Source organism: Bradyrhizobium sp. LM2.9, assembly GCF_054056555.1.
Window position 1 is genome coordinate 2,483,673 of sequence record NZ_JBSRYJ010000002.1, and the last position, 24,890, is coordinate 2,508,562.

The window sequence follows — 24,890 nt, forward strand, 5'->3', positions numbered from 1 at the left end:
CTATGTCTCCTTCACGATTTTAGTGCGCACCGCTCGGGCGAGAAGTTCGGCCACCGGCGGTGCAACGGCATTCCCGATCTGAGCGTAACGCTGCGCTCTTGAGATTTGCTCTGGAAACACAAACGAATTTGGAAACCCCTGAAGCTTTAAGCACTCCAATTCGGTGAGCTTTCGCAATCCTCGTCGATCCCAAATGAACGGCACGTTATGGCCGCCGTGCCCCATATTGGCAGTCAGTGTTGGGCACACTCCTGGTTCTTTCTGCCGAACCAAGTACTTTCGCAACTGGTAGACGTGCTTCTGAGTCTCGGTGTCCACTTTTTCCTTACTAATCATTTTGTAGTATCTATTATCCGTAGGCAGGTAATAGCCGTCGGGTTTTTCGCTGTCGAAATCTATGAATTTCGAGGCATCCTTCTTCGGAGGCTTGCCTAAATCGGGAAATTCGAACCGGCCATTACTGAAATGATCGACGGACCAAGCAACCATAAACAAACGAGCCCGTTTCTGCGGGACCTCCGTGAGATCGAAGAGGTCGAGGAGCTTGGAATTGCTGCTTTCCCGAAACCAATAACCTGCACGCTGAAGCTGTCGAGTGATTTCTAAGATCCAAACACCCCCCTCGCCCATGGTCAAGAACGGCGCGTTCTCAAGGACTATCGCTCGCGGCTTATCCTTTCCGAACTCCTTTACGAGACGAATGATCTCAAAAAATAGCTTGCCTCGTTCATCGTCAAAGCCCGCGCGTGCGCCGGCTTGGGAAAAGCTCTGGCAAGGAAAGCCTGCGTGCAGCACATCTACCGGTTTCAGCTTGTCCTTAACAACTGAGAGCTTTCGCACGTCCTTTTCGATCAGTCGAATGTGCGGGTAGTTCGTGCGATAAACTTCGCAAGCATATGGGTCGAGCTCGTTTGCCCATAACGTTTCAAAGCCGGCAGCCTCGAAGCCACTGCAAAAACCGCCGATTCCACAGAAAAGTGCACCCGCGCGCAATCGCTTCTGGCTGCCTGAGCCGGCTCTCTGCCGTCGGCCTCCAAACTCCGCCATGCTGTATAACCCATCGAAATTCAAAGTGATTCTTCGGGCAGAACATAACTTAGTCCTGGCACGAGCGACCATGTTAACATTGGCCGTTGGGGATAAGTGTGCCTCACGTTGCCGCGAGAGCGATTCCACATTAGCGCGCTAGATCAAGAACGAACTAACCGGCTCAAACTGATCCCACACAGGCTGGCATAATGACCCTGTTTTGCCCGACGCGTCAAACCGATTCGGAAAAACGTCATATCGCCAATGACTTCGCTACTGTGCATGGGGTTGTTTTCAGCATTTCAGTTACCAGCCACCCGCCACTAATCGCGGCGCATGCGCCACCGTCGGCAGCTGGCCCTCCGCGCCGCCCCTCGATCGACCCGACAGATGATTTGGAAAAAATGGTCGGAGCGAGAGGATTTGAACCTCCGACCCCTAGTCTCCCAGACTAGTGCGCTAACCGGGCTGCGCCACGCTCCGAACGTCGTTCCATTAGCTAGGATCGCCGGTTTGCGCAAGGCGAGGTCACACCATTTTGGTGTCTCTGCCGAACGGCCCCGGAACTGCCCCCAAGCTGAGGGAATCCGGCGTCAGGCGTCCTTCAGCGCCTGATCCAGCATTTCGCGGCAGGCGACGAGGTCGGCGAGCACCCGTCCGAGGCGCTCCCGGTCGATGGCGCTGGGGCCGGCGGGCGCGGCGGGGGCGCCGCCCTTGCGGAAGGTGGTGAGGATTTCCTCGTCGTCGGTCTCCGAGAAGCGGAAGTCGATGCCCTCCTCCTCCTCGCCCTGGTAGTCGTCATCGTCGCTGTCGCGGGCGCCGCGGACGCCGGTCTCCTCCTCGGGCTCCATCAGGCTTGCGCCGACGGCGTCCTCGATGGCCCCGAACGAGACCGCGGCCGCGCCGTCGGCCAGGCCCTGCACCGATTTGACGCCATGCTCCTTGAGGATCCGCTGTACCCCGCGGATGGTGTAGCCCTCCCCGTAGAGCAGACGGCGGATGCCCTTGAGCAGGTCGACGTCGTCGGGACGGTAATAGCGGCGGCCGCCGCTGCGCTTCATCGGCTTGATCTGGGAGAATCGGGTCTCCCAGAACCGCAGCACGTGCTGCGGAATGTCGAGTTCCTGCGCTACTTCGCTGATGGTTCGGAACGCATCCGGCGCCTTGTCCAAATGCCAAATCCTTATCCGAAAGGCGGTTTAAGCCTCGGGTTGTACCTTGCTGCCGTCGCCGTTGGTGCGGTGCTGGGCGTTGATCCGCTGCTTCAGGATCGCCGACGGCTTGAACACCATGACGCGACGCGGCGAGATCGGCACCTCGGTGCCGGTCTTCGGGTTGCGGCCGATGCGCTGGCCCTTCTTGCGGACCATGAAGGAGCCGAACGAGGACAGCTTCACCGTCTCGCCTTTCTCAAGGCAATCGGTGATCTCCTTCAGCACGAGTTCCACGAAGGCGGACGATTCCGTGCGCGACAGTCCTACCTTCTGGTAGACGGCTTCGCACAGATCGACACGCGTTACGGTTTTACTTTGATCGGTCATCGCCCTGCCCCCACATCACGGCGAACAATTGTTGTCTGAAATTATGAGGTTACGATACGCCGGTCAACAGCGCTCATCAATGCAGACGCATCGATAATCGTGCTGATTCGGGCAAAATTTTATCGACTGTTGCTACCAGCGCACCAGCGCGGAGCCCCAGGTGAAGCCGCCGCCCATGGCTTCCAGCAGAACCAGGTCGCCGCGCTTGATGCGGCCGTCCTTGCGCGCCACCGCCAGCGCCAGCGGGATCGAGGCCGCCGAAGTGTTGCCGTGACGGTCCACCGTCAGCACCACCTTCTCCGGCGCGATATGGAGCTTGTGGGCGGAGGCGTCGATGATTCGCTTGTTGGCCTGGTGGGGCACGAACCAGTCGATGCTGTCGGCATTGAGCCCGGTCGCCTCGAAGGCGTCGACGATCACGTCGGTGATCATGCCGACCGCATGCTTGAAGACCTCGCGGCCCTCCATGCGCAGATGACCGACAGTCTGGGTCGAGGACGGCCCGCCGTCGACGAACAGCTTCGCCTTGTGGCGGCCGTCGGAGCGCAGATGCGTGGTCACGATCCCGCGGTCGGTTGCGGTGTTGCCCGGCTGCTCCTGCGCCTCCAGCACCACTGCGCCAGCGCCGTCGCCGAACAGCACGCAGGTGCCGCGGTCGTTCCAGTCGAGGATGCGCGAGAACGTTTCCGCACCAATCACCAGCGCGCGCTTGAAGGCGCCGGTGCGCAGGAAATTGTCGGCGGTGGCGAGCGCGAACACGAAGCCCGAGCACACCGCCTGAAGGTCGAACGCCGCGCCATGGTTGATGCCGAGCCCATGCTGGACGGCGACCGCGCTCGCAGGGAACGTGTTGTCGGGCGTCGAGGTCGCGAGCACGATCAGCTCGATCGACTGCGCGTCCACGCCGGCGTCGGCGAGCGCAGCCTGCGCCGCCTTGAGCGCCAGATGCGAGGTGAACTCGCCCTCGGCAGCGATACGCCGCTCGCGAATGCCCGTGCGCTGCACGATCCACTCGTCGGACGTGTCGATGCGCGCCGCCAATTCGGCGTTGGTCACCACCTGCTCCGGCAAATAAGAGCCGCAGCCCAGCACGACCGAACGAATTTGAGTCACGAAACATCCTCCGGCGCGGTCGGCACGAAATTGAGTGCACCACCCTCGCGGTTGAGCATCTGATTGATCTTGTTGAGAAGATCGAATTTGACCATCTCATAGCCAACATCGATCGCATAGGCAAAGCCTTCGGCGCTGATTCCGCCATGGCTCTTGACCACGATCCCGTTCAATCCAAGGAGCACGCCGCCATTGGACTTGTTCGGATCCATCTTATTGCGCAGCGCCTGGAAGGCGCCGCGCGCCAGGAGATAGCCGAGCTTGGACATCCAGCCTCGCATCATCTCGTTGCGGAGCAATTCCGCCATCTGCCGCGCGGTTCCCTCGGCGGCCTTCAGCGCGATGTTGCCGCTATAGCCTTCGGTGACGATGACGTCCGCCACGCCCTGGCCGATGCCGCCGCCCTCGACGAAGCCGAGATAGTCGAGCTCCGGCAGGTTCCTGGCACGCAGGATTTCGCCGGCTTCGCGAATCTCCTCGTGCCCCTTGATCTCCTCGACCCCGATATTGAGCAGGCCGACCGTGGGACGGTTCTTGTTGAACAATACGCTCGCCATCGCCGCGCCCATGATGGCGAGCGACACCAGATGGTGCGCATCGCCGCCGATGCTGGCGCCGAGGTCGAGGACGACGGAATCGCCGCGCTTGGTCGGCCACATACCGGCGATCGCCGGACGGTCGATGCCGGGCAGCGTGCGCAGGTGGAAGCGCGACATCGCCATCAGCGCGCCGGTATTCCCGGCAGAGACCGTAACATCCGCCTCGCCCTTTTTCACCGCATCGATGGCAAGCCACATGGAGGAGGTCTTGCGGCCGCGCCGCAGCGCCTGGCTCGGCTTTTCCTCCCCGCTGACCGCGACGTCGGTGTGGATGATCTTCGAGGCGGCCTTCAGCGCGGGGTGGCGGTCGAGCTCGGGCTCGATCTTGGCGCGGTCCCCGACCAGCAGGAATTCGATCTCGCGATGCCTCTGGAGCGAGATGGCGGCTCCTGGAATGACCACGACGGCGCCGGCGTCGCCCCCCATGGCGTCAAGCGCGATACGAACCTTGCTTGGCATAAAAGTCCTGGAAACCTGGTCTGGTGCGGTCTTGAACGAGCGGGGCCGCAAAGTGGGTTCGCCATCCATGTACATGGCGGTCGGCCAAGCGCCACGCGCACCCGGACCGGGCCGCGACAATAGCGTTTTGTTATCCCGAAACAACCTCTTGCCCCCAGCCTTTTGCATCCGGGACGATCCGGCTGCGGACGGACGATTTCACAGGTAGTATATAGAAATCAGATAGATAACTTGACCTTTCAAAGCGCCGCCGCAAACACCTCACGCCCCCTGGCAAAGCGGTCTTCTGGGGAAGACGGCACCTATTTGTCTTTCTTCTTGGCCTGAAGGGCCTTCAGTACCGCAAAGGGATGGTCCTCGGGATCGGGGGCGGTGACCTCCACCTCGAACACGACCCCCGGCTTCCGCGGATAGGGATCGACCGCCAGAAACAGCGCATCGGTGGCAAGCCTCCCAAGGTCAATGATGCCATTGACGATCGCCTCCGGCGGATCGGCGACATGCTCCTTATCGTTCTGCCCCTCCTCCATCAGATCGGCTAGCCGGCGCACCTCGGCCTCCGGGGCGAATATAAGGTCCACCTCTTCCTTGATCTCGCTCTCGATCGGGTCGAGCGTGACCACACAGATCTGGCCGATCCGGGCGTGAACGTGCCCCGTGACCTGGATCCGGTTGCCGCTTTTCGGCACGACATCGAAGGCGGCCCGGACAGAGAGGACCTCCCGCAAGCCTGCCGTCTCGGCCATGGCCTGCCGCTCGGCGGCCGAGGCCTCGAGCTTGCGATGCAGCCCGGTGTCGGGGATCTGTGCAACGATGACGGGCACCCGCCAGGGATCGGGCCCGGGTCCTGTAATCGGTCGGCTCATGGCGTGACATCCTCAGGAAGCGCTGGAGGAAACTTGAAGGACGCACCCAGCAGTGCGGCCTCGCCGGTCCGGCCCAGATCGGCGTCGGTAGCCCTGGCATAGTCCGCCAGCCGCTGCGCCTGATCCATGCCGGCTCCATTCAAGATATTCTTGCAGATCGCCGATGCCAGCGTCGCGTCGCCGCCTTCCATGGCCTGGTCGTAGGCCTGGACCCGGCCGTAAAAGGCCTCGCCGAAGGCCCGCATCCGCTTAGGCACGGTCTGGTCGCCTATCCCCATCTCGCGCAGATTGTCGTCCATGTCCTCGCAGAAGCGATCGAACAGCGCCTGCGACAGCTCGGTGGCGCCTTGTTGGGAAGCGCTCTGGACCGTGCGCAGGCGGCGCAGCAGCAGCCAGAGATGCAGCAGCAACAGGTCGAAACGCCCGTTAACCGTATCCGGCACGCCCAAGTCTCGGTAAAATATGGGTTCTCGCGCCTGCGTCACGATCATGCCATAGATGGCTTCAATGGTGCCCGGCGAGGCTAGCCGGGGTTTCCTGAAGTGATTGAACGGCCAAAACATTGTGGTTTCCGCAAGCGGGCGCGCGCGTGTTGCATTCAGAGTCTCCGCCCGGTACTTCAGCGCCTCGCGCGACGCAAGGGGACGGAATCAGTTCCGCTATGACGATAACGAACCAGACCAGCCGGCGCGCGGACAAGCGGCGCGGCGTTCAAGCACGTTGGCGCGGCTTGCGCCTGTTCGCGGCCACGGCCCTGGTTGGCGTTGCGCTTGCCGGCCTGCACCGGCGAGCAGTTCCAGAAGGGTTACATCCTGCCGCCCAACGCGCTGGAGCAAATTCCGATCGGCGCGAGCCAGGATCAGGTGCTGATCGTGATGGGCACCCCCTCCACGGTCGCAACCCTCGACGGCGAGGTGTTCTATTACATCTCGCAGCGCTCGGAGCGCATGGTCGCCTTCATGAACCAGAAGGTGGTCGACCAGCGCGTCATCGCCGTCTATTTCGACAAGTCGCGACGCGTGCGTCGGCTTGCGAATTACGGTCTCCAGGACGGCAAGATCTTCGACTTCGTCAGCCGCACCACGGCGACGTCGGGCCAGGAGATGAGCTACCTCACGCCGATCTTCAAGCTGCTGAGCTTTAACTGAGCCTTCAGCCTGCGGCGTCGTGCCGCTGCGTGCGACTTGCCGTTGCGCGTCCTGTTCCATACGCTCCTTGCAAAACAAGAAGCAGGGAGTGGATTCGTGCCCAATAGATTGCTGTCCCGCCGTCGCGTGCTCACCGGTGCTGCCGGCCTCTCGGCCGCAGTGATCCTGCCGCGATCGAGCCTGGCAGACTGGAAACCCACCGAAAACGTCCGCGTCGTGGTGCCCGCCGCCGCCGGCGGTTCGACCGACGTGATGGGCCGGCTCCTGGCCGCGCATCTGCAGACCGCCTGGGGCCAGTCGGCCGTCGTTGAAAACCGCTCCGGTGGCGGCGGCACGATCGGCGCGGCCGAGGTGGTCCGTTCGAAGCCGGACGGCCACACCATCCTGATCGGCAATCCCGGTCCGAACGCAATCGCCTACAGCATTTTCAAGAACCTCACCTACAAGCCGGACCAGCTCCAGCCGGTCTCCAACATGATCCGGATCCCGAACATCGTCTCGGCGCATCCGAAGACCGGCATCAAGTCGATCGCCGAGCTGATCGCCTATCTCAAAACCAATCCCGACAAGCTCAGCTACGCCTCCTCCGGCGTCGGCCAGAGCCCTCACCTCACCGGCGCCTGGTTTCTCCAGCTCACCGGCCTGAAGATGACGCATATCCCGTTCCGCGGCGCCGGTCCCGCGCTCCAGGCGGCGCTCGCCGGCGACATCCAGATCCTGTTCGACAACCTCTATCCGAGCCTGCCGCAGGTGCAGAACGGCACCCTCACCGGCCTCTGCGTCACCACGACCGAGCGCAGCGACCTCGCGCCGAACCTGCCGACCATGCGCGAGAGTGCGCCGGAGCTGGCGAATTTCGACGTCTCGTCGTGGTTCTCGGTTTTCCTGCCGAAGGGCGTCTCTCCTGCCGTGCTCGAGGCGCTCAATCTCCAGGTGAAGGCGATGCTCGAGCGCGACGACATCAAGAAGAACATCGTCGCCATGGGCGCCCGTGCCGACTACGGCACGCCGCAGCAGTTTGCCGAATTCGTGGACGTCGAGACGAAGAAGTTCGCCGGCATCATCCAGAAGGAAGGGCTGCAGATGGACGTGCAGTAGGCGTCACTTCCGTCATGCGAGCGCAGCGGTAACTGCCCAGGTCCGTTTGCTCGGTTAGGCGACGCTGAGTTTGTGGATGAGTTGTGTGGGGCATCGGGACAATGTTTCGAGCATGTTCCATCCGCGCTTTCGAGCGGTACCGATCAGGGTGCGAAGCGTGGCGAAATTGTCTGCGCCTTGTGAGGTGCGGAAGCCGGCAGAGATCTTCTGCCGCAATTTCATCATCCGAGCATCGCGCTCGGCCTCGTTGTTGGTAAACGGCACCGCCGAGTTGTGCAGAAACAGCAGCACCGCCTCTTTATGTAACTTGAGGCGCAACAGGAGATTATGGCCCGTGCGCCGTCTGATCCGCCCGCGCTTGATGTCGCGAGGCAGCGCGGGTAGCGTCTCGTGCCAGGCGATACCGGCGCGGATAATGCGGTCATAAAGTCGCTCGGCGGCGCGGATTCTGTTGGGACGCAGCGCGCCTGTCTGATCGGTTGGATGCTCTGACGCCAGATTGACCTCGTGGCACAGGCAGCGGAGCAACCCGCGCATGCGCCGGGCCCAGGCCTCGCCATCGATGTCCACCAGCGCCGTCAACTCGCGCAGGTGATGCGCATTGCACAGCGCATGCGTGACACCGGACATCTGAAAATAGGATGTCCAATGGTCGTGCACAACGATATGCGCCGCTTGCGTCAGCACCTCGGCTTGCGTCAGCACCTCGCCGCGCCTGGGTGAGACGCGATAATGCACCAGCCCATTGATCCCGGCGGTGCCCGCGACATGCAGCCATTGCGGCGTGGCGCCCACCCAAAACCCGGTCTCATCCAAATGCTTGACCGGTGCCCGGCGGATTTGCTCGCAGACTGCCGCAGCGAAATCCTGCGTCCGGCTGGCAGCCCGGGCGATCATTTGTCCGATCGTGCCGGCCGAGATGGTCACGCCAAACAGATCGGAGAGGATTTGCCCGAGCCGATCTTCAGGCAGAAACTGTCCCGCCGACAGATAGGTCACCACAGCGGCCAACCGGACGCCATATTGCGCTGGCGCCCTTATCTCGGGTGGAAACGATCCTGTCGTGACCGCGCCACAGCCGCTGCATTTGCAACGATAGAGCTGATGCTCCGTGACGAGCAGCGGCGCCGGCGCCGGCAGATCGAACACCTGACGGCTGCCGACAAGTTCCAGCAGTTCACCCTCCAGCGCCATTCGGCAGCGCCCGCATCTAACAGGGCGATGCATGATCGTATGATCGACCCGTTCGGACCGCTTCAAGTGTTTGCCTGCATGGCCGGGCTGGCCGCCGGGCTTCTTCAACCCTCGCTCACGCAGGCTCTGTGTCCGGCGAGAAGCCTGGCCCGGTCCATCGCTCGAAGGCGGCTTGCTGCTATTGGAGCTATCCAGACCAAGCCGACGCTCCAGATCGGCCACACGCACCGTCAGCAATGCGTTCTGCTGCTCCAACATCAGGTTGCGCTCCTGCAACTCCCCAATCAGGGCCAGCAGGGCATCCACAGACAATGAGGAATTTGGCGGCGTCACCCATTACCTTGACTCACAAACACATGTGGTCAGTCAAGAGAATACAAACGGCCACCTGGGCAGTTACGCGCAGCGAAGCAATCCAGAATCCCTTCGCGGAGAGACCCTGGATTGCTTCGTCGCAAGAGCTCCTCGCAATGACGGATTGAAAGCATCCAACCTATCGAACAGAAAACCCCGCGGCTCACGCCGCGGGGTTTTGTCTTGTTCGTTCGCGCCGCTCAGTGCGCCAAAATCGCCAGCAGCAGCAGCGCCACGATGTTCGTGATCTTGATCATCGGATTCACCGCGGGACCTGCCGTGTCCTTGTAGGGATCGCCGACGGTGTCGCCGGTCACGGCCGCCTTGTGAGCATCACTGCCCTTGCCGCCGAAATGACCGTCCTCGATGTACTTCTTGGCGTTGTCCCAGGCGCCGCCGCCCGAGGTCATGGAGATCGCGACGAACAGGCCCGTCACGATCACGCCGAGCAGCATCGCACCCACGGCCGAGAACGCCGCCGACTTGCCGGCCACGCCGCCACCCGCGATGGCGTAGATCAGGAAGTAAACCACGATTGGCGATAGAACCGGCAGCAGCGAGGGGATGATCATCTCCTTGATCGCCGCACGGGTGAGCAGGTCGACCGCCTTGCCGTAGTCCGGCTTGTCGGTGCCCTGCATGATGCCCGGCTTTTCGCGGAACTGCCGGCGCACCTCCTCGACGATCGCGCTCGCCGCGCGGCCCACAGCCGTCATGCCCATCGCGCCGAACAGATACGGCAACAGACCGCCGAACAGCAGGCCCACCACCACGTAGGGGTTGTTGAGCGAGAAGTCCGGATTGACGCCGGCGAAGTAGGGATGGTGCGCGGAGTCTGCAACGAAGAACTTGAGGTCCTGGTTGTAGGCCGCGAACAGCACCAACGCACCGAGACCGGCGGAGCCGATCGCGTAGCCCTTGGTCACCGCCTTGGTGGTGTTGCCGACCGCGTCGAGCGCGTCGGTCGACTTGCGCACCTCCTTCTGGCAGGCCCGCCATCTCGGCAATGCCGCCGGCGTTGTCGGTCACCGGACCGAACGCGTCGAGCGCGACGACCATGCCGGCCAGCGCCAGCATGGTGGCAGTCGCGATCGCGATGCCGAACAGGCCGGCGAGGCTGTGGGTGACAAGGATGCCGGCGATGATGACGATCGCGGGCAGCGCGGTCGATTCCATCGAGATGGCAAGGCCCTGGATCACGTTGGTGCCGTGGCCGGTCACCGAGGCCTGGGCGATCGACTTCACCGGACGATAGTCGGTGCCGGTGTAGTATTCAGTGATCCAGATGATCAGCGCGGTGACGATGAGGCCGACCACGCCGCACTCGAACAGCGCCATGCCGGTGTAGTCGACGCCGTCGAGCTTGCCGAATCCGATCAGGTAATGGATCACGCCGGCGATGCCGACCAGCGACAGGATGCCGGTTGCGATCAGGCCCTTGTAGAGCGCGCCCATGATCGACTGGCTCGGCCCGAGCTTCACGAAGAAGGTGCCGATGATCGAGGTGATGATGCAGATGCCGCCGATGGCGAGCGGCAGCGTCATCATATCCATCAGGATCGGCGTCTTGGCGAAGAAGATCGCCGCGAGCACCATGGTGGCGACCGCGGTCACCGCATAGGTCTCGAACAGGTCGGCAGCCATGCCGGCGCAGTCGCCGACATTGTCGCCGACGTTGTCGGCGATGGTCGCCGGGTTGCGCGGATCGTCCTCGGGAATGCCGGCCTCGACCTTGCCGACGAGGTCGCCGCCGACGTCCGCCCCCTTGGTGAAGATGCCGCCGCCGAGACGGGCGAAGATCGAGATCAGCGAGGCGCCGAAGCCGAGCGCCACCAGCGCGTCAACCACGGTCCGGCTATCGGGCGCGAGCTTCAGCGAATGGACCAGGAAGCCGAAATAGAGGGTCACGCCGAGCAGCGCGAGACCCGCCACCAGCATGCCGGTGATCGCACCCGCCTTGAAGGCGAGTTCGAGGCCGCCGGCAAGCGATGTCGTCGCCGCCTGCGCGGTGCGCACATTGGCGCGGACCGAGACGTTCATGCCGATGAAGCCGGCACCTCCCGACAGGATGGCGCCGATCAAAAAGCCGACCGCGACATAGAGACCGAGCAGATAGGCAAGCAGCACGAAAATGACGATGCCGACGATACCGATCGTGGTGTATTGACGCCGCAGGTAGGCCTGTGCGCCTTCGCGTACTGCCTCCGCGATCTCCTGCATGCGCGGCGACCCCGCATCCGCACTCAAAACCGAAGATGTCGCCCAGATCGCGTAGACGACGGAAAGCACTCCGCAGAGCACAATCAACCATAATGCTGTCATGTGATTTTTTGCCTCAGATCCTTGATGAACGTACCCCCGGCGCCTTTTGTTTTCCGTCGTGCGGTGCGGCGCCTTGATGTTGAACAAGGCCGCCCTTGCCCGAAGGCGCGGCCCTAGTCGGTCACAAGCTTGCCAAAATCAAATTGAGGGTGCAACGCCGGATAAGGCCGAAAAAGCCGATCTCGGCAGGTATTTAGGCTCAGTCGGAGAGACTGGACGCCGGTTTGGGGCAATTCCTAGAAGTGGCTGTAGGACAGCCGCTTCAAGACCAGTTCCTGGCCCTGCCCGTCCAGGAAGCGCGGCCGCTCATGGCCCGCGACGATCGTGCCGATGGCCGTGACGGCAAGGCCTGCCGCCCGTCCCAAGGCAATCAGCGCGTCGCCTTGCGCCGGCGGCACTGTGCACAGCACCTCGTAATCGTCACCCCCTGCCAGCAGCGTCTCAACGCAAACGAAGTTGGCCGCGATCAGGCCGGCCGCAGCAGCCGAGAGCGGCACGCTCGCCACGTCGATCGTGGCCGAGACGCCTGATGCCGCACAGAGCTTTGTCAGATCTCCGGCAAGGCCGTCGGAGACATCCATCGCAGCCGTCGCATGCTCACGCACCGCCTGCGCGAGAGCATTGCGCGGCTGCGGCACGCGATAGCGCGAGATCAGCACCTCGCGCGCGTGCGGATCGGAGGCCAGCGCGACCGCCGCCTCGCCGCCCTTGAGCACGTCGAGGCCGAGCGCGGCGTCCCCAATTGTCCCCGTCACCAGGATGCGGTCACCCGGCCTTGCGCCGGTGCGGCCGACCATCTGCCCCCGCGGCACGCGGCCGAAGGCGGTGATCGAGATCATCTGCGGCCCCGGCGTCGACACCGTGTCACCGCCGAGCAGCGGGCAGGCAAAGGTTTTCGCGTCCTCGCCCAGCGCATCCGCGAACGGCCTGAGCCAGGCATCCTCCTTGCTGCGCAGCGCCAGCGTCAGCACGAAGCCGGCAGGGGTCGCGCCCTTGGCCGCGAGATCGGACAGATTCACCCGCAGCGCCTTGCGCGCGATGGTGTCGGGCGGATCGGTGGCAAGATAATGCACGCCCTCCACCACCGCGTCGGTGGTGACGACGATATCCTCGCCTTGGGATTTCAGGATGGCGGCATCGTCCACGAGCCCTAGCGCGCCGGGATCGGTCGCCAGCGGCCTGAAATAGCGCGCGATGAGGGAGTCTTCGGCGGATACCGGTTCTTTGTCCTGCGTCACGGTACTAGACCCGTCATCCTGAGGTGCGAGCCCTTGCGAGCCTCGAAGGATGCGTGGCCGAGATGCACCCTCGGTGGCACGCCGCCGTCCTTCGAGGCCTCCGCTTCGCTCCGGCACCTCAGGATGACGGCTACGGCGGAGGTCGTCTCAATCTACCCTCTCCCGAACTCGTCACCGCGAAACTGGCGGCCGATCTGGTCGAGCACCGCGTTGACCATGCCGGTCTCCTCGCGATCGACGAAGGCGTTGGCGACGTCGACATATTCGGAGACCACGACGCGGCCCGGAACGTCCTTGCGGTGCTCCAATTCGTAGGCCCCGGCCCGCAGCACCGCGCGCAGGATCGCTTCGATGCGCTTCAACGGCCAGCCCTTCGACAGCGCCTCGTCAATCAGGGGATCGAGCTTCTTCTGGTCGCGTACGACACCGGAGACGACGTCGCGGAAGAACGCCGCTTCCGCCGGCAGATAAGTATCGCCCTCGACCTCATTGCCGAGCCAGTGGCTCTCGAACTCCGCAAAAATGTCGTTGATGCCGGCGCCGGCGATGTCCATCTGGTAGAGCGCCTGCACGGCGGCGAGCCGCGCCGCACCGCGTCGGTTCGCCTTCTTCTCCGCGCCAGCCGGCGGCCTTTTGTTGTTATCGGCCATGATCAAGCCCGCGCCAGCCGGCGTTTTATCCGCAGCATCGCAATCGCGGCGCGCGCGGCATCGCCGCCCTTGTTGAGCTCGCTGGCGCGTGCCCGCGCCCAGGCCTGCGCCTCGGTGTTGACTGTGAGGATGCCGTTGCCGAGCGGCAGCTTGCGCGCCACCGCGAGGTCCATCAGCGCGCGCGAGGATTCCTGCGAGACGATCTCGAAATGAATGGTGTCGCCACGGATCACGCAGCCGAGCGCAATCGCGGCGTCATAGGGCTTGCCATTGGCAGCCGCGGCATCGATGGCAATCGCCACCGCCGCCGGGATCTCCAGCGCGCCGGGAACCGTGATGACATCATGGGTCAGGCCCGCCGCCTTCAACTCGGCCACTGCGCCGTCCAGAAGCGCGTCCTGGAGATCGTCATAGAACCGCGCCTCGACAATCAGCGCGCGCGCGCCGGAAATGTCGGTCTGGTCCTTCAGGGGTGCACGCCGTGCGTCAGCCATAATCGATCCGTTTCACAGGGGTTGGCGCTATGTAGTCGCCGCCAGCGGGTAAGCCAAGTTCAAAGACGCCGTCACTTCATTTCCGTCAGCCGCGCCGCGTAGCGGGCCATCAAATCGACCTCAATATTGACCTCGGTGCTTGCCTTCCAGGTACCGATCGTCGTGACCGTCAGGGTGTGCGGGATGATCAGCACCGAAAAGGTCACGTCCTTCACCGTATTAACCGTCAGCGACACGCCGTCGAGCGTGATCGAGCCCTTGGTCGCGATGAACCGCGCCAGCTCCCGCGTCGTCGAGAGCTCGAACCGCGCCATGCCGGGCAGGTCCTCGCGGCTGACGAGGGTCGCGATGCCATCGGCGTGGCCGGCGACGATATGCCCGCCAAGCTCGTCGCCGATCTTGAGCGCACGCTCGAGGTTGAGCCTCGTGCCGACCCTCCAGTGCTTTGCGGTCGTCAGCGCCAGCGTCTCGGCCGCAGCATCGACGTCGAACCAGGTGGAGCCACTTTCGACACCCGAGGCGACGACGGTCAGGCAGACGCCGTTGCAGGCGATCGAGGCGCCGTCGGCAATGGTGGTCTGATCGTAGCGGCAGGCGATGCGCAGCCGGTGCAACTGGCCCTGCGCCGTCGGCTTGAAGCCGACGATCTCGCCGATATCGGTGACAATGCCGGTGAACATGTTATGCGCGCTCGTAGACGGTGAGAGTATCGTGCTCGAATGTCTCGCTAGCATGAACCTTGTAGGCCTGCGACTGCGTGATTTTCGACAGGGGCAATGCATCGAGCGCATCCACCCCGTCGGCGCCCACCGCTTCCGCGCCGCGGAACAGCCAGATCTCGTCGGCGAGGCCGGCCGTGACGAAGGACGCCGCAACGCGGCTGCCGCCCTCGGCCATCAACCGCGTGATGCCCTTCTCGGCCAGCGCCTGCAGCACGGCCGCAAGATCGAGCCCGGATGCGTTGCCCGGCGGTATGCGGATCACCTGCGCACCGGCGGCGCCGAGCCGCGTGGCGGCTGCAGCTTCCGCGAGCTCAGAACCCACCACCCACAGCGGTGTCTCGCGCGCAGAGCCGACGAGCTTGCTCGCGCCGGGAATGCGCAGGCTCCGATCGAGCACCACGCGCACCGGCGAGCGCGCCGCCATGCCCGGCAGGCGGCAGTTGAGCTCCGGATCGTCCGCCAGCACCGTTCCGATGCCGATGAGGATGGCGTCGCTCTGCGCGCGCAAGAGATGCACGCGATTGCGCGCCGCCTCGCCGGTGATCGCAACCGGCTTGCCCCCGGCCGCGCCGATCTTGCCGTCGGGCGAGACCGCGAGCTTCAGGATTACATATGGGCGGCGATCCCGGATACGGCGAAAATGCCCGGCGTGGTCGAAGGCGGCCTCCGCTGCACACAAACCCACATCCACCGTGATGCCGGCAGCGCGCAGGCGCGCGTGGCCTTGGCCGGCGACTTCCGGATTGGGATCCTCGATCGCGGACACCACCCGCTTGATGCCGGCGGCGATCACCGCATCGGCGCAGGGCGGCGACTTGCCGAAATGCGAGCACGGCTCCAGCGTGACGTAGAGCGTGGCGCCGCGCGCGGCCTCGCCCGCACGCTGCAGTGCTTCAGGCTCGCCATGCGGCCGTCCGCCAGGCTGGGTCCAGCCGCGGCCGACGATGACGCCGTCCTTGACAATGACGGCGCCGACGGCCGGATTGGGCCAGGTACGCCCCTGCCCGCGCCGGCCGAGCGCCAGGGCCAGCGCCATGAAGCGCCGATCGGTATCCCTGGACTCGCGGGCCTTCTGCGCGAATTGATCCTCCAGGATGCGGAAGATCATTTGCGGATCGCGGCGAGCCGCGCTTGCTCCTCACCGGAGAGCTCGCCGAGCACGTCGGCGAAATCCTTGGCCTCGCGGAAATTGCGGTAGACCGAGGCGAAGCGCACATAGGCGACGTCGTCGAGCGTGCGCAGATGCTCCATCACGGTCTCGCCGATCACCTCGGAAGAAATTTCGGCCTCGCCCCCGGTCTCGAGCTCGCGCACGATGGTGGAGACCATCTTTTCCACCCGCTCCGGCTCGACCTGCCGCTTGCGCAAGGAGATCGACACCGATCGCATCAGCTTGTCGCGGTCGAACGGCACGCGGCGGCCGTTGCGCTTGATCACCGTGAGCTCGCGCAGCTGCACGCGCTCGAAAGTGGTGAAGCGGAAATTGCAGGCGACGCAAACGCGCCGCCTGCGGATCACGGAAGAGTCCTCGGTCGGACGCGAGTCCTTTACCTGCGTATCGAGACTGTTGCAGTTCGGGCAGCGCATCCGTTTAACCCAACCTTACTGGTAGATCGGAAACCGATCGGTGAGCGCCTTGACCCGTTCCTTGATCGCGGCTTCCACCAGCGGCGCCTTGCCGTCGTCGGACTGCGCGATCGCGTTCAGGACTTCGACGATCATGCTGCCGACCTGCTGGAATTCAGCGACGCCGAAGCCGCGCGTGGTTGCCGCCGGCGTGCCCAGCCGAATACCGGAGGTGACAAACGGCGACGCGGGGTCGAAGGGAATGCCATTCTTGTTGCAAGTGATGGCGGCGCGGACCAGCGCCTTCTCCGAGACGTTGCCCTTCAGGCCCTTCGGCCGGAGGTCAACGAGCATCAGGTGGTTATCGGTGCCGCCGGAGACAATGTCGAACCCGTGGCCCTTGAGCGTTTCGGCCAGCGCCTTGGCGTTCTCGACGACGTTCTTCGCATAGACCTTGAAGTCCGGACGCAGCGCCTCGCCAAAGGCCACCGCTTTTCGCCGCGATCACGTGCATCAGCGGTCCGCCCTGAAGACCCGGGAAGATCGCCGAATTGAGCTTCTTGGTCAGCGCCTCGTCATTCCACAGCATCAGCCCGCCGCGCGGACCGCGCAGCGACTTGTGCGTCGTGGTGGTGGTGATGTGGGCATGCGGCACGGGTGAGGCATGCACGCCGCCGGCCACGAGGCCCGCGAAGTGCGCCATGTCGACCAACAGGTACGCGCCGACGCTGTCCGCGATCTCGCGGAAACGCTTGAAGTCCCAGGCGCGCGAATAGGCCGAGCCGCCGGCGACGATCAGCTTCGGCTTGACCTCTTCGGCCTGCTTGGCGACCGCGTCCATGTCGATGATCTGGTCCTCACGGCGCACGGTGTAGTGCGCCGCCTTGAACCACTTGCCGCTCATGTTGACGGGCGAGCCGTGGGTGAGATGGCCACCGGCCGCAAGATCGAGGCCCATGAACGTGTCGCCGGGCTGGAGCAGCGCCAAAAACACCGCCTGGTTCATCTGGCTGCCGGAATTGGGTTGCACGTTGGCAAAGCCGGCGCCGAACAGCTTCTTGGCGCGATCGATCGCGAGATTCTCGGCGACGTCGACCCACTCACAACCGCCGTAATAGCGCGCGCCGGGATAACCTTCCGCGTATTTGTTGGTCATCACCGAACCCTGCGCTTCCAGCACGGCACGGCTGACGATGTTCTCGGAGGCGATCAGCTCGACCTCATGGCGCTGCCGCCCGAGCTCGCCCTTGATGGCGGCTGCGATTTCCGGGTCGGCCTGATCGAGCGAGGCGGTGAAAAACGAATCGGGGGCGGAGGCGGTCTTGGCGAAGGTCATCTTGCGAATATCTCCACCGCCGCAGCCTTTTGGCGGGCTACGGGCGGGTCTGGTGTGGCGATCGGAAGCGGCGAGCGCGATCTACCACATCGCCCGCCCCCGGCCAAGGGTTTGCGGGTCGGGCGTGAGATTTGTGCAAGATATGGTGGGAGTGAAGGTTTTCGGCGCTGGGGCGGCTCTATGGAATCACCCCATCTGCGACCCTCCGAAATGGGGCCGCTTTGAGCCTCAAACGCCGCGCCGGACCCGCCGGGCGAGGTCAGCGTCCCGTCACAGTCCGGTATACCCCGCCTTCACCGGGTCCACACTGCCGTCGAGCTGGCGCAGGTAGGTCAGGCCGCACACCGTCAACCTGTGGGTGTCCTTCTCGCCGGCTTCCATCAACGTATTGAGATAGTTAGTGACCTTGGCCCTCGCCTCCGCGCTCGCCGCAGAGCTGCGGTTGGCGAGCAGGTCATAGGTCTGCATGATGCGGTCGATGGCAGCTTCCATGGCATCCTCTGGTTCTTCGACATGTTGGGAGTCGTGATCAGGCAACCGCTTTGGCCTCGGACTGCGCTTCGAACCTGGCGATGGCCTTGTTGGCCAGCCTGATCTTGTTGAATTCGCCGTGCTGGAGCAGTTTGATGACGATCTCGAGCAGGCGTTCGTCGGTGACGAGGGTGTCGCGGATCGCGCCGGAGCGGCGAAGATAGTTCGCGGCGATGGCATAGGCCTCGCTCACGAGTTCCACGTTCGCCCCCACGCCACGCTCGACCAGCATCGTCAGCCTCCGATCCGAAGAGGATAAGCGCGGAACCGGGAACTCGTTCCCACCGGTTAGCGATTTTTTTCGCAACCGCGAAATGACAAAACGCACCGGTCCGGGCAGAGCCGGGCCGGTGCGCTTGGGGAAGTTCAGGCACGTTCGGGAGGCCTGCCCGGTCTTATTGTGGGCCGGCTTGGCCAAGTCTCGTCGAACGAACTCAGAGGCGATACAGGATCTGGTCGGTCCAGAACCGCTCGAGGCGGTGCAGCGACTTGTTGAGGGTCGAGAACTCCTCACCGGAGATGCCACCGACCTGCTCCACCGTCTTGACGTGCTTCTGGTAGAGAGAGTCGACGATGCGGCGAACTTCCTGGCCCTGCGGCGTCAGGCGGATGCGCACCGAGCGGCGATCGACGCGCGAGCGCTGGTGATCGAGGAAGCCGAGCTCGACGAGCTTCTTCAGATTGTAGGAGACGTTGGAGCCGAGGTAATAACCGCGCGTGCGCAGTTCGCCCGCGGTCAGCTCCTTGTCGCCGATGTTGTAGAGCAGGAGCGCCTGCACCGAATTGATGTCCGCACGGCCGCGGCGATCGAACTCGTCCTTGATGACGTCGAGCAGCCGGCGATGCAGCCGCTCCACCAGAGTCAAAGCTTCCAGATAGAGCGTCTGCACCGAACCCTGCTGGCCGGAGACGCGCTCTGCGGTATCTGCCGCAGTTGCGACGGCTTTCATCATGACACTTCCCCTGTTGTCGTTTTTATCGACACTCATTCGACGAAACTTGTGCTCCGTCTGATAGGTGCAACTTAAGGGGCTCGTTTGAAGATCGGCTTAAATAAGAGAATAAAGAGATCATGAATTTAAGACAGTGAATTGCGGATTAAGCCTGTGCCACAAGCACTTTCTGCAACCGTCTGTTGACTCTCGCAAGGCCCTGTTCACCCTCCGTCCGCCCCGATTGTCGCATTCCAGAACAGCCTCGCCCCGTTTCGAAACGGGCGCGTAAGAGCTGTGGCGAAATGCACGGAGTCAACGAAAAGTTACCTCGAATTTTAGGCAACCAACGGTCAACCAAGCGCGACACTCTCGTGTCCCGGACAAGCGAAGCGCAGATCCGGGACCCAGATAGCCAAGGCATGGATCGTGGAGAGATGGGCCCCGGCTCAGCAGCGCACCACGCCGCAAGTGCGGCGCGCTGCGCTGCGTCCGGGGCACGAGAATATTGGTGTGTCGAAAGCTTCGCCTATGGCGGCCGCTCGCGCGCGGCCATCCAGGCGAGCGCGAGATAGGCGGCCAGCATGAAGGCTTCGACCCCGACCACGACCAGGCTGCCGCCGTAGATGCCAGGGAACATCAGCTCGATCACCGCCATCGACACCACGGTCGTCAGCCACACCACCGCGCCCCAGGGGTGTGGCGAGCCAGAGGCCAACCGCGGCAACGAGCTCGATCACCGCGAAGTAGACGGTGGCGGCCTGCCAGGCCATCGACTGGTTCTCGAACGCCTCGTCCTCGCCGCCGACGAAGCCGGTGACCTGAGCCCAGTGATAGAGACCTTTCAGGATCGAGAGCAGCGCCATCACCCGCAGGAACAGCACGAGCCGGCGCGTCCAGACATTGTCGTCGGACTCGGCACGCTCCGACGAGATCGCCGCCACCGACATTGCGTTGTCTCTGGCGTTGTCTCGGAGGGCGTCCCTGGCGCTGTCGCGGGCCGCATCGCGGGTGGAGATCTCGGACATGGCCCCTTCTGGCTGCTTTGCCCCGCAAAATCAACCGGCTGCCCAAGTCTTCAATTCTGCCTTGCGGCAGGTCAAGCCGCGGTGACGGGAACCATGCGAACTGGTATAAGAATAATTCCAGCCGGAGGAAGAATGATGGCGATCAAATACGGACGTCCGATCGAATTGCGCGAGGTTTCGCGCCGGGATGGCGCTGGCGCCTCCCCTGCCCTCGATCTGACCGTCCGGCCGCGCCGCAACCGCAAGGCCGAATGGGCCCGGCGCATGGTGCGCGAGAACGTCCTCACCACCGATGATTTGATCTGGCCGCTGTTTTTGATCGACGGCAACAACAAGCGCGAGCAGATCGCCTCGATGCCGGGTGTCGAGCGTCTTAGCGTCGATCAGGCTGTGCGCGAGGCCGAGCGCGCGATGAAGCTCACCATCCCCTGCCTCGCGCTGTTTCCCTACACCGACCCTTCCTTGCGCGACGAGGAAGGCTCGGAGGCCACCAACCCGAACAATCTGGTCTGCCAGGCGGTGCGCGCGATCAAGAAGGAGTTTCCGGAGATCGGCATTCTCTGCGACGTTGCGCTTGATCCCTTCACCAGCCACGGCCATGACGGCCTGATCTCCGACGGCAAGATTTTGAACGACGAGACGGTCGCCGTGCTGGTGCGCCAGGCCCTGGTGCAGGCCGAAGCCGGCTGCGACATCATTGCGCCCTCCGACATGATGGACGGCCGCGTCGCCGCGATCCGCGAGGGCCTGGATCGCACCGGCCTGCTCGACGTGCAGATCATGGCCTATGCCGCAAAATACGCCTCCGCCTTCTACGGCCCGTTCCGCGACGCCATCGGTTCGGCCAAGACGCTCACCGGCGACAAGCGCACCTATCAGATGGACAGCGCCAACACGGATGAAGCGCTACGCGAGGTCGAGCTCGACATCGCCGAGGGCGCCGACATGGTGATGGTGAAGCCCGGCATGCCCTATCTCGACGTGGTCCGCCGCGTAAAGGACACCTTCGCAATGCCGACCTTCGCCTACCAGGTCTCCGGCGAATACGCGATGATCGCGGCCGCCGCGAACAACGGCTGGCTCGACGGCGACCGCGCCATGATGGAGAGCTTGTTGGCGTTCAAGCGCGCCGGCGCCGATGGCGTGCTGAGCTACTTTGCACCGAAGGTGGCGGAGAAGCTGCGGGCGCAGGGGTAAGGCACGCCGGTCCCGGGTTTGTAGCGGTCGCAACTCGCCCCACCGCCCCCGAATCGCCGGAATATTTCGGCTTGTTAACGCCAGCGCGCCCTTGGCACACGGACGGCCTGTTCCCATCTCCTGCCACGGGAGTTTTCCCTTGGGAGGACGGACATGTCTTATTCGGATTCGGGCAACGCCTGGCGCAATGACGGCGGAGCGCAGCCGCACGCCTACGATCCCTATCTGCACCCGGAACTGTTCCGCGGCGTTGCGACGCGGCGGGTGTTCGCCTTCCTGATCGACATGGTCGTGATCTCGGTGCCGGTGATCCTCGGCTACCTCTTCATCGCGGTATTCGGCGTGGTCACGCTCGGCATCGGCTGGGCGCTGTTCTGGCTGGCCTGGCCGGCTTCCGTGATCTGGGCCATCGTCTATTACGGCGCCTGTATCGGCGGTCCGTCGTCCGCGACGATCGGCATGCGCCTGATGGATCTGGAGCTGCGCACCTGGTACGGCGCGCCAGGCTATTTCGTGCTCGGCGCCACCCACGCCGTGCTGTTCTGGGTGACCGTCTCGTTCCTGTCGCCCTTCGTGGTGCTGGTTGGGCTGTTCAACGGCCGCAGGCGCTTGCTGCAGGATTTCGTGCTGGGAACGGTCGTGATCAACAATTCCGTTCGTGCGCCGGTGCCGCAGGGCGCGAGGACCTACTGAACAACGACCTTTTGATCAAGAACCTATCAACCTGGACCCGCTATGCTGACCGATCTGACCTGCCGAGTAGACCGATTGACCGGGGGCTTTGGTAGCGCGATGCTGTTGCGTATTTTGGAGGCCCACGACGTCCCTTGACCCAGCACTCGCGCGACACCCCCCAATTTTACCTCACGGCGCCCTCCCCCTGCCCCTATCTGCCGGGCCGGCACGAGCGCAAGGTGTTTACGCACCTCGTGGGTGAGCGCGCCGGCGACCTCAACGACCTCCTGACCCATGGCGGCTTCCGTCGCAGCCAGTCGATCGCCTACCGGCCGGCCTGCGACCAGTGTCGCGCCTGCGTCTCGGTCCGGGTGATCGCCAACGAGTTTCGCCCCTCCCGCAATTTCCGCAAGGTGATCGCGCGTAACGCCGACATCATCGGCGAGCAGCGCAGCGCGGTGCCGACCTCCGAGCAATATTCGGTGTTCCGCGCCTATCTCGATTCCCGTCACCGCCATGGCGGCATGGCCGACATGACAGTGCTCGACTACGCCATGATGGTCGAGGACAGCCACGTCGAAACCCGCATCATCGAGTACCGCAGGCGCGGTCCCGACAGCGGCATCACCGGCCGCGGCGAGGAGCTGATCGCGGTCGCGCTGACCGACGTGCTCAGCGACGGCCTGTCGATGGTTTATTCGTTCTTCGAGCCCGGCGAAGTCAGCCGCTCGATGGGCACATTCATGATCCTCGACCACATCGCCCGTGCCCGACGTCAGGGCCTTCCTTACGTCTATCTCGGCTACTGGATCGAAGGCTCGAAGAAGATGGACTACAAGGCCCGCTTCCTGCCGCAGCAGCGCCTCGCGCCGTCAGGCTGGCTGCGCATCGACGCGCAGGGCGATGCGGCGTCCGAGCCGCAGGATTGATCGGCGCGCCGATCTCATAAGCCGGGCAGCTTGTAACCTGCGAGAATGGGACCAGCTCCGGAGGTTTCCTTGTCGAGCACCTATGATCTGATCGCGCGGGGCATGGTCGAGCGCCAACAGGTGCTCTGTTTCTATCAAGGCCACCCGCGCGCAATTTGCCCCGCAATATTGGGCCATACCGATGGCCAGGAACGCACGCTCGCCTTTCAGTTTGCCGGCAGTTCCAGCAAAGGCTTGCCGCCCGGAGGGGAATGGAAGTGCTTTAGGCTGGCGGAGATGACGGGGGTCGAGCTTCAAAGCGGGGAATGGCACGCGGGCTCAAGCCATCGCGAGCGCCAACAATGTGTGAAGGTTGTAGATCTCGACGTAAATCCCCTCAGTCCTTATCAGCCGCGACGCCGGGTCTAGTCTGCGCACGGTCGGTTTGCCGAAAGACAAATGCGTGATTGCAGCTTCGGCATTTGATGCGCAGTGGCGCGCAACAGTCACGATCCGAACAGCGAATCCACGAGCAGCTTCAAGTTCAAAACCACGATGATGCCCGCGACGATCCACGCGATCGCCGCCACCCACACCGGTATGGCGAACTTGCCCATCTTGCGGCGGTCGGAGACGAAGCGGACCAGCGGGATGACGGCGAAGGGCAATTGCATCGACAGCACGACCTGGCTGAAGACCAGCAGATCAGCCGTGCCGCGCTCGCCATAGATCGCGGTGACCACGATCACCGGAATGATGGCGATGCCGCGCGTCAGCAGGCGCCGCGCCCAGCTTGGCAGGCGCAAATCGAGAAAGCCTTCCATCACGATCTGGCCGGCGAGCGTCGCTGTGACCGTTGAATTCAGGCCCGAGGCGAGCAGCGCCACCCGCGAACAGCGTCGAGGCGATGCCGAGACCGAGCAGCGGCGACAGCAGCTCGAAGGCCTGGCCGATCTCGGCGACGTCAGAGTGGCCGCTCTTGTGGAAGGTTGCGGCAGCCACGACGAGGATCGCAGCATTGATGAACAGCGCCAGCATCAGGGCGATGGTCGAATCTGTCGTCGCCCATTTGATCGCCTCGCGCCGGCCCGTGTCGTTGCGCTCGTAGGCGCGCGTCTGCACGATCGACGAGTGCAGATAGAGATTATGCGGCATCACCGTCGCGCCGATGATGCCGATCGCGATGTAGAGCATTTCAGGGTTGGTGAAGATCTCGGTCTTCGGCACAAATCCTCTCAGCATCTCGGCAACCGGCGGTGCTGCCGCGGCAAGCTGGACCGTGAAGCAGACTGCGATCACAACGAGCATTGCGATGACGAAGGCCTCCAGGAAGCGGAAGCCGCGATTCATCAAGACCAGAAGCAGGAAGGCATCCAGCGCGGCAATCAGCGCGCCGCCGATCAGGGGAATGCCGAACAGGAGTTTGAGGGCGATCGCCGTGCCGATGACCTCGGCGAGATCGCAAGCGATGATCGCCGCCTCGCAGGCGAGCCACAGCATGAAATTCACCGCCGGCGAATAGGTCGCGCGGCAGGCCTGCGCGAGGTCGCGGTCGGTGACGATCCCGAGCCGTGCCGCCAGCGCCTGGAGCAGGATCGCCATCAAATTCGAGAGCAGGATGACGGAGAGCAACGTGTAGCCGAACTTGGACCCGCCGGCGAGGTCGGTCGCCCAATTGCCGGGGTCCATGTAGCCCACCGAGACCAGATAGCCCGGGCCGACGAAGGCGAGCAGGCGCCGCCACCACGCCCCCGCGATGGGGATTGCGACCGTGGCATTCACCTCGGCCAGGCTCTTGGTAACAGGCGCGTCGGAGCGCCAGCCGGCGGCGTCTCGGGTCAGATCGGGAGAGCGAGCATCCATGGGTAGAGAATACCGAAGCCGAGCCTT

At 63.7% G+C, this 24,890-nt stretch carries 22 protein-coding genes, 1 tRNA gene and 5 pseudogenes; 6 read left to right on the forward strand and 22 right to left on the reverse strand.

Features of this window, described 5'->3' with window-relative positions:
• From ACVWW3_RS13395 to ACVWW3_RS13430, 8 genes are all read right to left on the reverse strand, one after another.
• Positions 1-1,047, reverse strand: coding sequence for a DNA cytosine methyltransferase (locus tag ACVWW3_RS13395; protein WP_456671984.1), 1,047 nt, complete (start codon positions 1,045-1,047; stop codon positions 1-3).
• A 387-nt stretch (positions 1,048-1,434) separates the two neighbouring features.
• Positions 1,435-1,512, reverse strand: a tRNA-Pro gene (locus ACVWW3_RS13400).
• 110 nt (positions 1,513-1,622) lie between these two features.
• Positions 1,623-2,201 (reverse strand): MerR family transcriptional regulator, encoded by a 579-nt coding sequence (locus ACVWW3_RS13405; RefSeq protein ID WP_456649640.1) that lies wholly within the window; start codon positions 2,199-2,201, stop codon positions 1,623-1,625.
• Positions 2,202-2,228: 27 nt separating this feature from the next.
• Positions 2,229-2,570, reverse strand: coding sequence for an integration host factor subunit alpha (locus ACVWW3_RS13410; protein WP_026311906.1), 342 nt, complete (start codon positions 2,568-2,570; stop codon positions 2,229-2,231).
• Between the two features lie 132 nt (positions 2,571-2,702).
• A complete protein-coding gene (locus ACVWW3_RS13415; RefSeq protein WP_354104901.1) occupies positions 2,703-3,683 on the reverse strand; it encodes a beta-ketoacyl-ACP synthase III in 981 nt (326 codons plus the stop codon).
• Positions 3,680-4,741, reverse strand: coding sequence for a phosphate acyltransferase PlsX (plsX, locus tag ACVWW3_RS13420; RefSeq protein WP_456649639.1), 1,062 nt, complete (start codon positions 4,739-4,741; stop codon positions 3,680-3,682). The genes ACVWW3_RS13415 and plsX overlap by 4 nt, the downstream gene beginning before the upstream one ends.
• Positions 4,742-5,043: 302 nt before the next feature.
• On the reverse strand, positions 5,044-5,607 hold the full coding sequence (locus ACVWW3_RS13425) for a YceD family protein (RefSeq protein ID WP_456649638.1): 564 nt from the start codon (positions 5,605-5,607) through the stop codon (positions 5,044-5,046).
• Positions 5,604-6,170, reverse strand: a complete 567-nt coding sequence (locus ACVWW3_RS13430; RefSeq protein ID WP_456649637.1) for a ubiquinol-cytochrome C chaperone family protein — start codon at positions 6,168-6,170, stop codon at positions 5,604-5,606. The genes ACVWW3_RS13425 and ACVWW3_RS13430 overlap by 4 nt, the downstream gene beginning before the upstream one ends.
• Before the next feature lie 98 nt (positions 6,171-6,268).
• Between ACVWW3_RS13430 and ACVWW3_RS13435 the strand changes: the two are divergent.
• Both ACVWW3_RS13435 and ACVWW3_RS13440 read left to right on the forward strand, forming a co-directional pair.
• Positions 6,269-6,755, forward strand: a pseudogene (locus tag ACVWW3_RS13435) (outer membrane protein assembly factor BamE).
• Positions 6,756-6,851: 96 nt separating this feature from the next.
• Positions 6,852-7,853: a Bug family tripartite tricarboxylate transporter substrate binding protein gene (locus ACVWW3_RS13440; protein ID WP_456649636.1), complete on the forward strand. Its 1,002-nt coding sequence runs from the start codon at positions 6,852-6,854 to the stop codon at positions 7,851-7,853.
• 54 nt (positions 7,854-7,907) lie between these two features.
• Here the strand turns inward: ACVWW3_RS13440 and tnpC are convergent, their stop codons facing one another.
• The 13 genes and pseudogenes from tnpC to ACVWW3_RS13505 form a co-directional block, all read right to left on the reverse strand.
• Positions 7,908-9,380, reverse strand: a complete 1,473-nt coding sequence (gene tnpC, locus ACVWW3_RS13445) for an IS66 family transposase (protein ID WP_456649635.1) — start codon at positions 9,378-9,380, stop codon at positions 7,908-7,910.
• Between the two features lie 221 nt (positions 9,381-9,601).
• Positions 9,602-11,723 (reverse strand): annotated as a pseudogene (locus tag ACVWW3_RS13450) (sodium-translocating pyrophosphatase).
• A 236-nt stretch (positions 11,724-11,959) separates the two neighbouring features.
• Entirely contained in the window at positions 11,960-12,961 is a 1,002-nt protein-coding gene (thiL, locus tag ACVWW3_RS13455) for a thiamine-phosphate kinase (RefSeq protein WP_456649634.1), read from the reverse strand.
• A gap of 152 nt (positions 12,962-13,113) precedes the next feature.
• Positions 13,114-13,611: a transcription antitermination factor NusB gene (nusB, locus tag ACVWW3_RS13460; RefSeq protein WP_247349420.1), complete on the reverse strand. Its 498-nt coding sequence runs from the start codon at positions 13,609-13,611 to the stop codon at positions 13,114-13,116.
• A 2-nt stretch (positions 13,612-13,613) separates the two neighbouring features.
• A complete protein-coding gene (gene ribH, locus ACVWW3_RS13465; protein ID WP_247444266.1) occupies positions 13,614-14,105 on the reverse strand; it encodes a 6,7-dimethyl-8-ribityllumazine synthase in 492 nt (163 codons plus the stop codon).
• A 71-nt stretch (positions 14,106-14,176) separates the two neighbouring features.
• On the reverse strand, positions 14,177-14,785 hold the full coding sequence (locus ACVWW3_RS13470; RefSeq protein ID WP_456649633.1) for a riboflavin synthase: 609 nt from the start codon (positions 14,783-14,785) through the stop codon (positions 14,177-14,179).
• 1 nt (position 14,786) lies between these two features.
• Positions 14,787-15,935: a bifunctional diaminohydroxyphosphoribosylaminopyrimidine deaminase/5-amino-6-(5-phosphoribosylamino)uracil reductase RibD gene (gene ribD, locus ACVWW3_RS13475; protein ID WP_456649632.1), complete on the reverse strand. Its 1,149-nt coding sequence runs from the start codon at positions 15,933-15,935 to the stop codon at positions 14,787-14,789.
• Positions 15,932-16,414 (reverse strand): transcriptional regulator NrdR, encoded by a 483-nt coding sequence (gene nrdR / locus ACVWW3_RS13480; protein ID WP_247349424.1) that lies wholly within the window; start codon positions 16,412-16,414, stop codon positions 15,932-15,934. Before nrdR ends, ribD begins: the two co-directional genes overlap by 4 nt.
• Positions 16,415-16,429: 15 nt before the next feature.
• Positions 16,430-17,729 (reverse strand): annotated as a pseudogene (glyA, locus tag ACVWW3_RS13485) (serine hydroxymethyltransferase).
• 270 nt (positions 17,730-17,999) lie between these two features.
• Positions 18,000-18,221 (reverse strand): hypothetical protein, encoded by a 222-nt coding sequence (locus tag ACVWW3_RS13490; protein ID WP_247349426.1) that lies wholly within the window; start codon positions 18,219-18,221, stop codon positions 18,000-18,002.
• Positions 18,222-18,258: 37 nt separating this feature from the next.
• Positions 18,259-18,492, reverse strand: coding sequence for a hypothetical protein (locus ACVWW3_RS13495; RefSeq protein ID WP_354051695.1), 234 nt, complete (start codon positions 18,490-18,492; stop codon positions 18,259-18,261).
• A gap of 202 nt (positions 18,493-18,694) precedes the next feature.
• A complete protein-coding gene (gene ldtR, locus ACVWW3_RS13500; RefSeq protein WP_007603420.1) occupies positions 18,695-19,213 on the reverse strand; it encodes a transcriptional regulator LdtR in 519 nt (172 codons plus the stop codon).
• A gap of 508 nt (positions 19,214-19,721) precedes the next feature.
• A pseudogene (locus tag ACVWW3_RS13505) lies at positions 19,722-20,220 on the reverse strand (DUF6163 family protein).
• A 135-nt stretch (positions 20,221-20,355) separates the two neighbouring features.
• On the opposite strand from ACVWW3_RS13505, the gene hemB reads away from it, so the two are divergent.
• The 4 genes from hemB to ACVWW3_RS13525 all read left to right on the forward strand — a co-directional run bounded on the left by hemB (position 20,356) and on the right by ACVWW3_RS13525 (position 23,429).
• Entirely contained in the window at positions 20,356-21,417 is a 1,062-nt protein-coding gene (gene hemB / locus ACVWW3_RS13510) for a porphobilinogen synthase (protein ID WP_456649830.1), read from the forward strand.
• A 153-nt stretch (positions 21,418-21,570) separates the two neighbouring features.
• On the forward strand, positions 21,571-22,110 hold the full coding sequence (locus tag ACVWW3_RS13515) for an RDD family protein (RefSeq protein WP_247349429.1): 540 nt from the start codon (positions 21,571-21,573) through the stop codon (positions 22,108-22,110).
• A gap of 134 nt (positions 22,111-22,244) precedes the next feature.
• Positions 22,245-23,021: an arginyltransferase gene (locus ACVWW3_RS13520; protein WP_247349430.1), complete on the forward strand. Its 777-nt coding sequence runs from the start codon at positions 22,245-22,247 to the stop codon at positions 23,019-23,021.
• A gap of 69 nt (positions 23,022-23,090) precedes the next feature.
• Positions 23,091-23,429 carry a hypothetical protein gene (locus tag ACVWW3_RS13525; protein ID WP_247444270.1) on the forward strand — a complete coding sequence of 113 codons (339 nt, stop codon included), beginning with the start codon at positions 23,091-23,093 and terminating at the stop codon, positions 23,427-23,429.
• 77 nt (positions 23,430-23,506) lie between these two features.
• On the opposite strand, the pseudogene ACVWW3_RS13530 reads toward ACVWW3_RS13525, so the two are convergent.
• Positions 23,507-24,863, reverse strand: a pseudogene (locus ACVWW3_RS13530) (Nramp family divalent metal transporter).
• Positions 24,864-24,890: the final 27 nt, after the last annotated feature.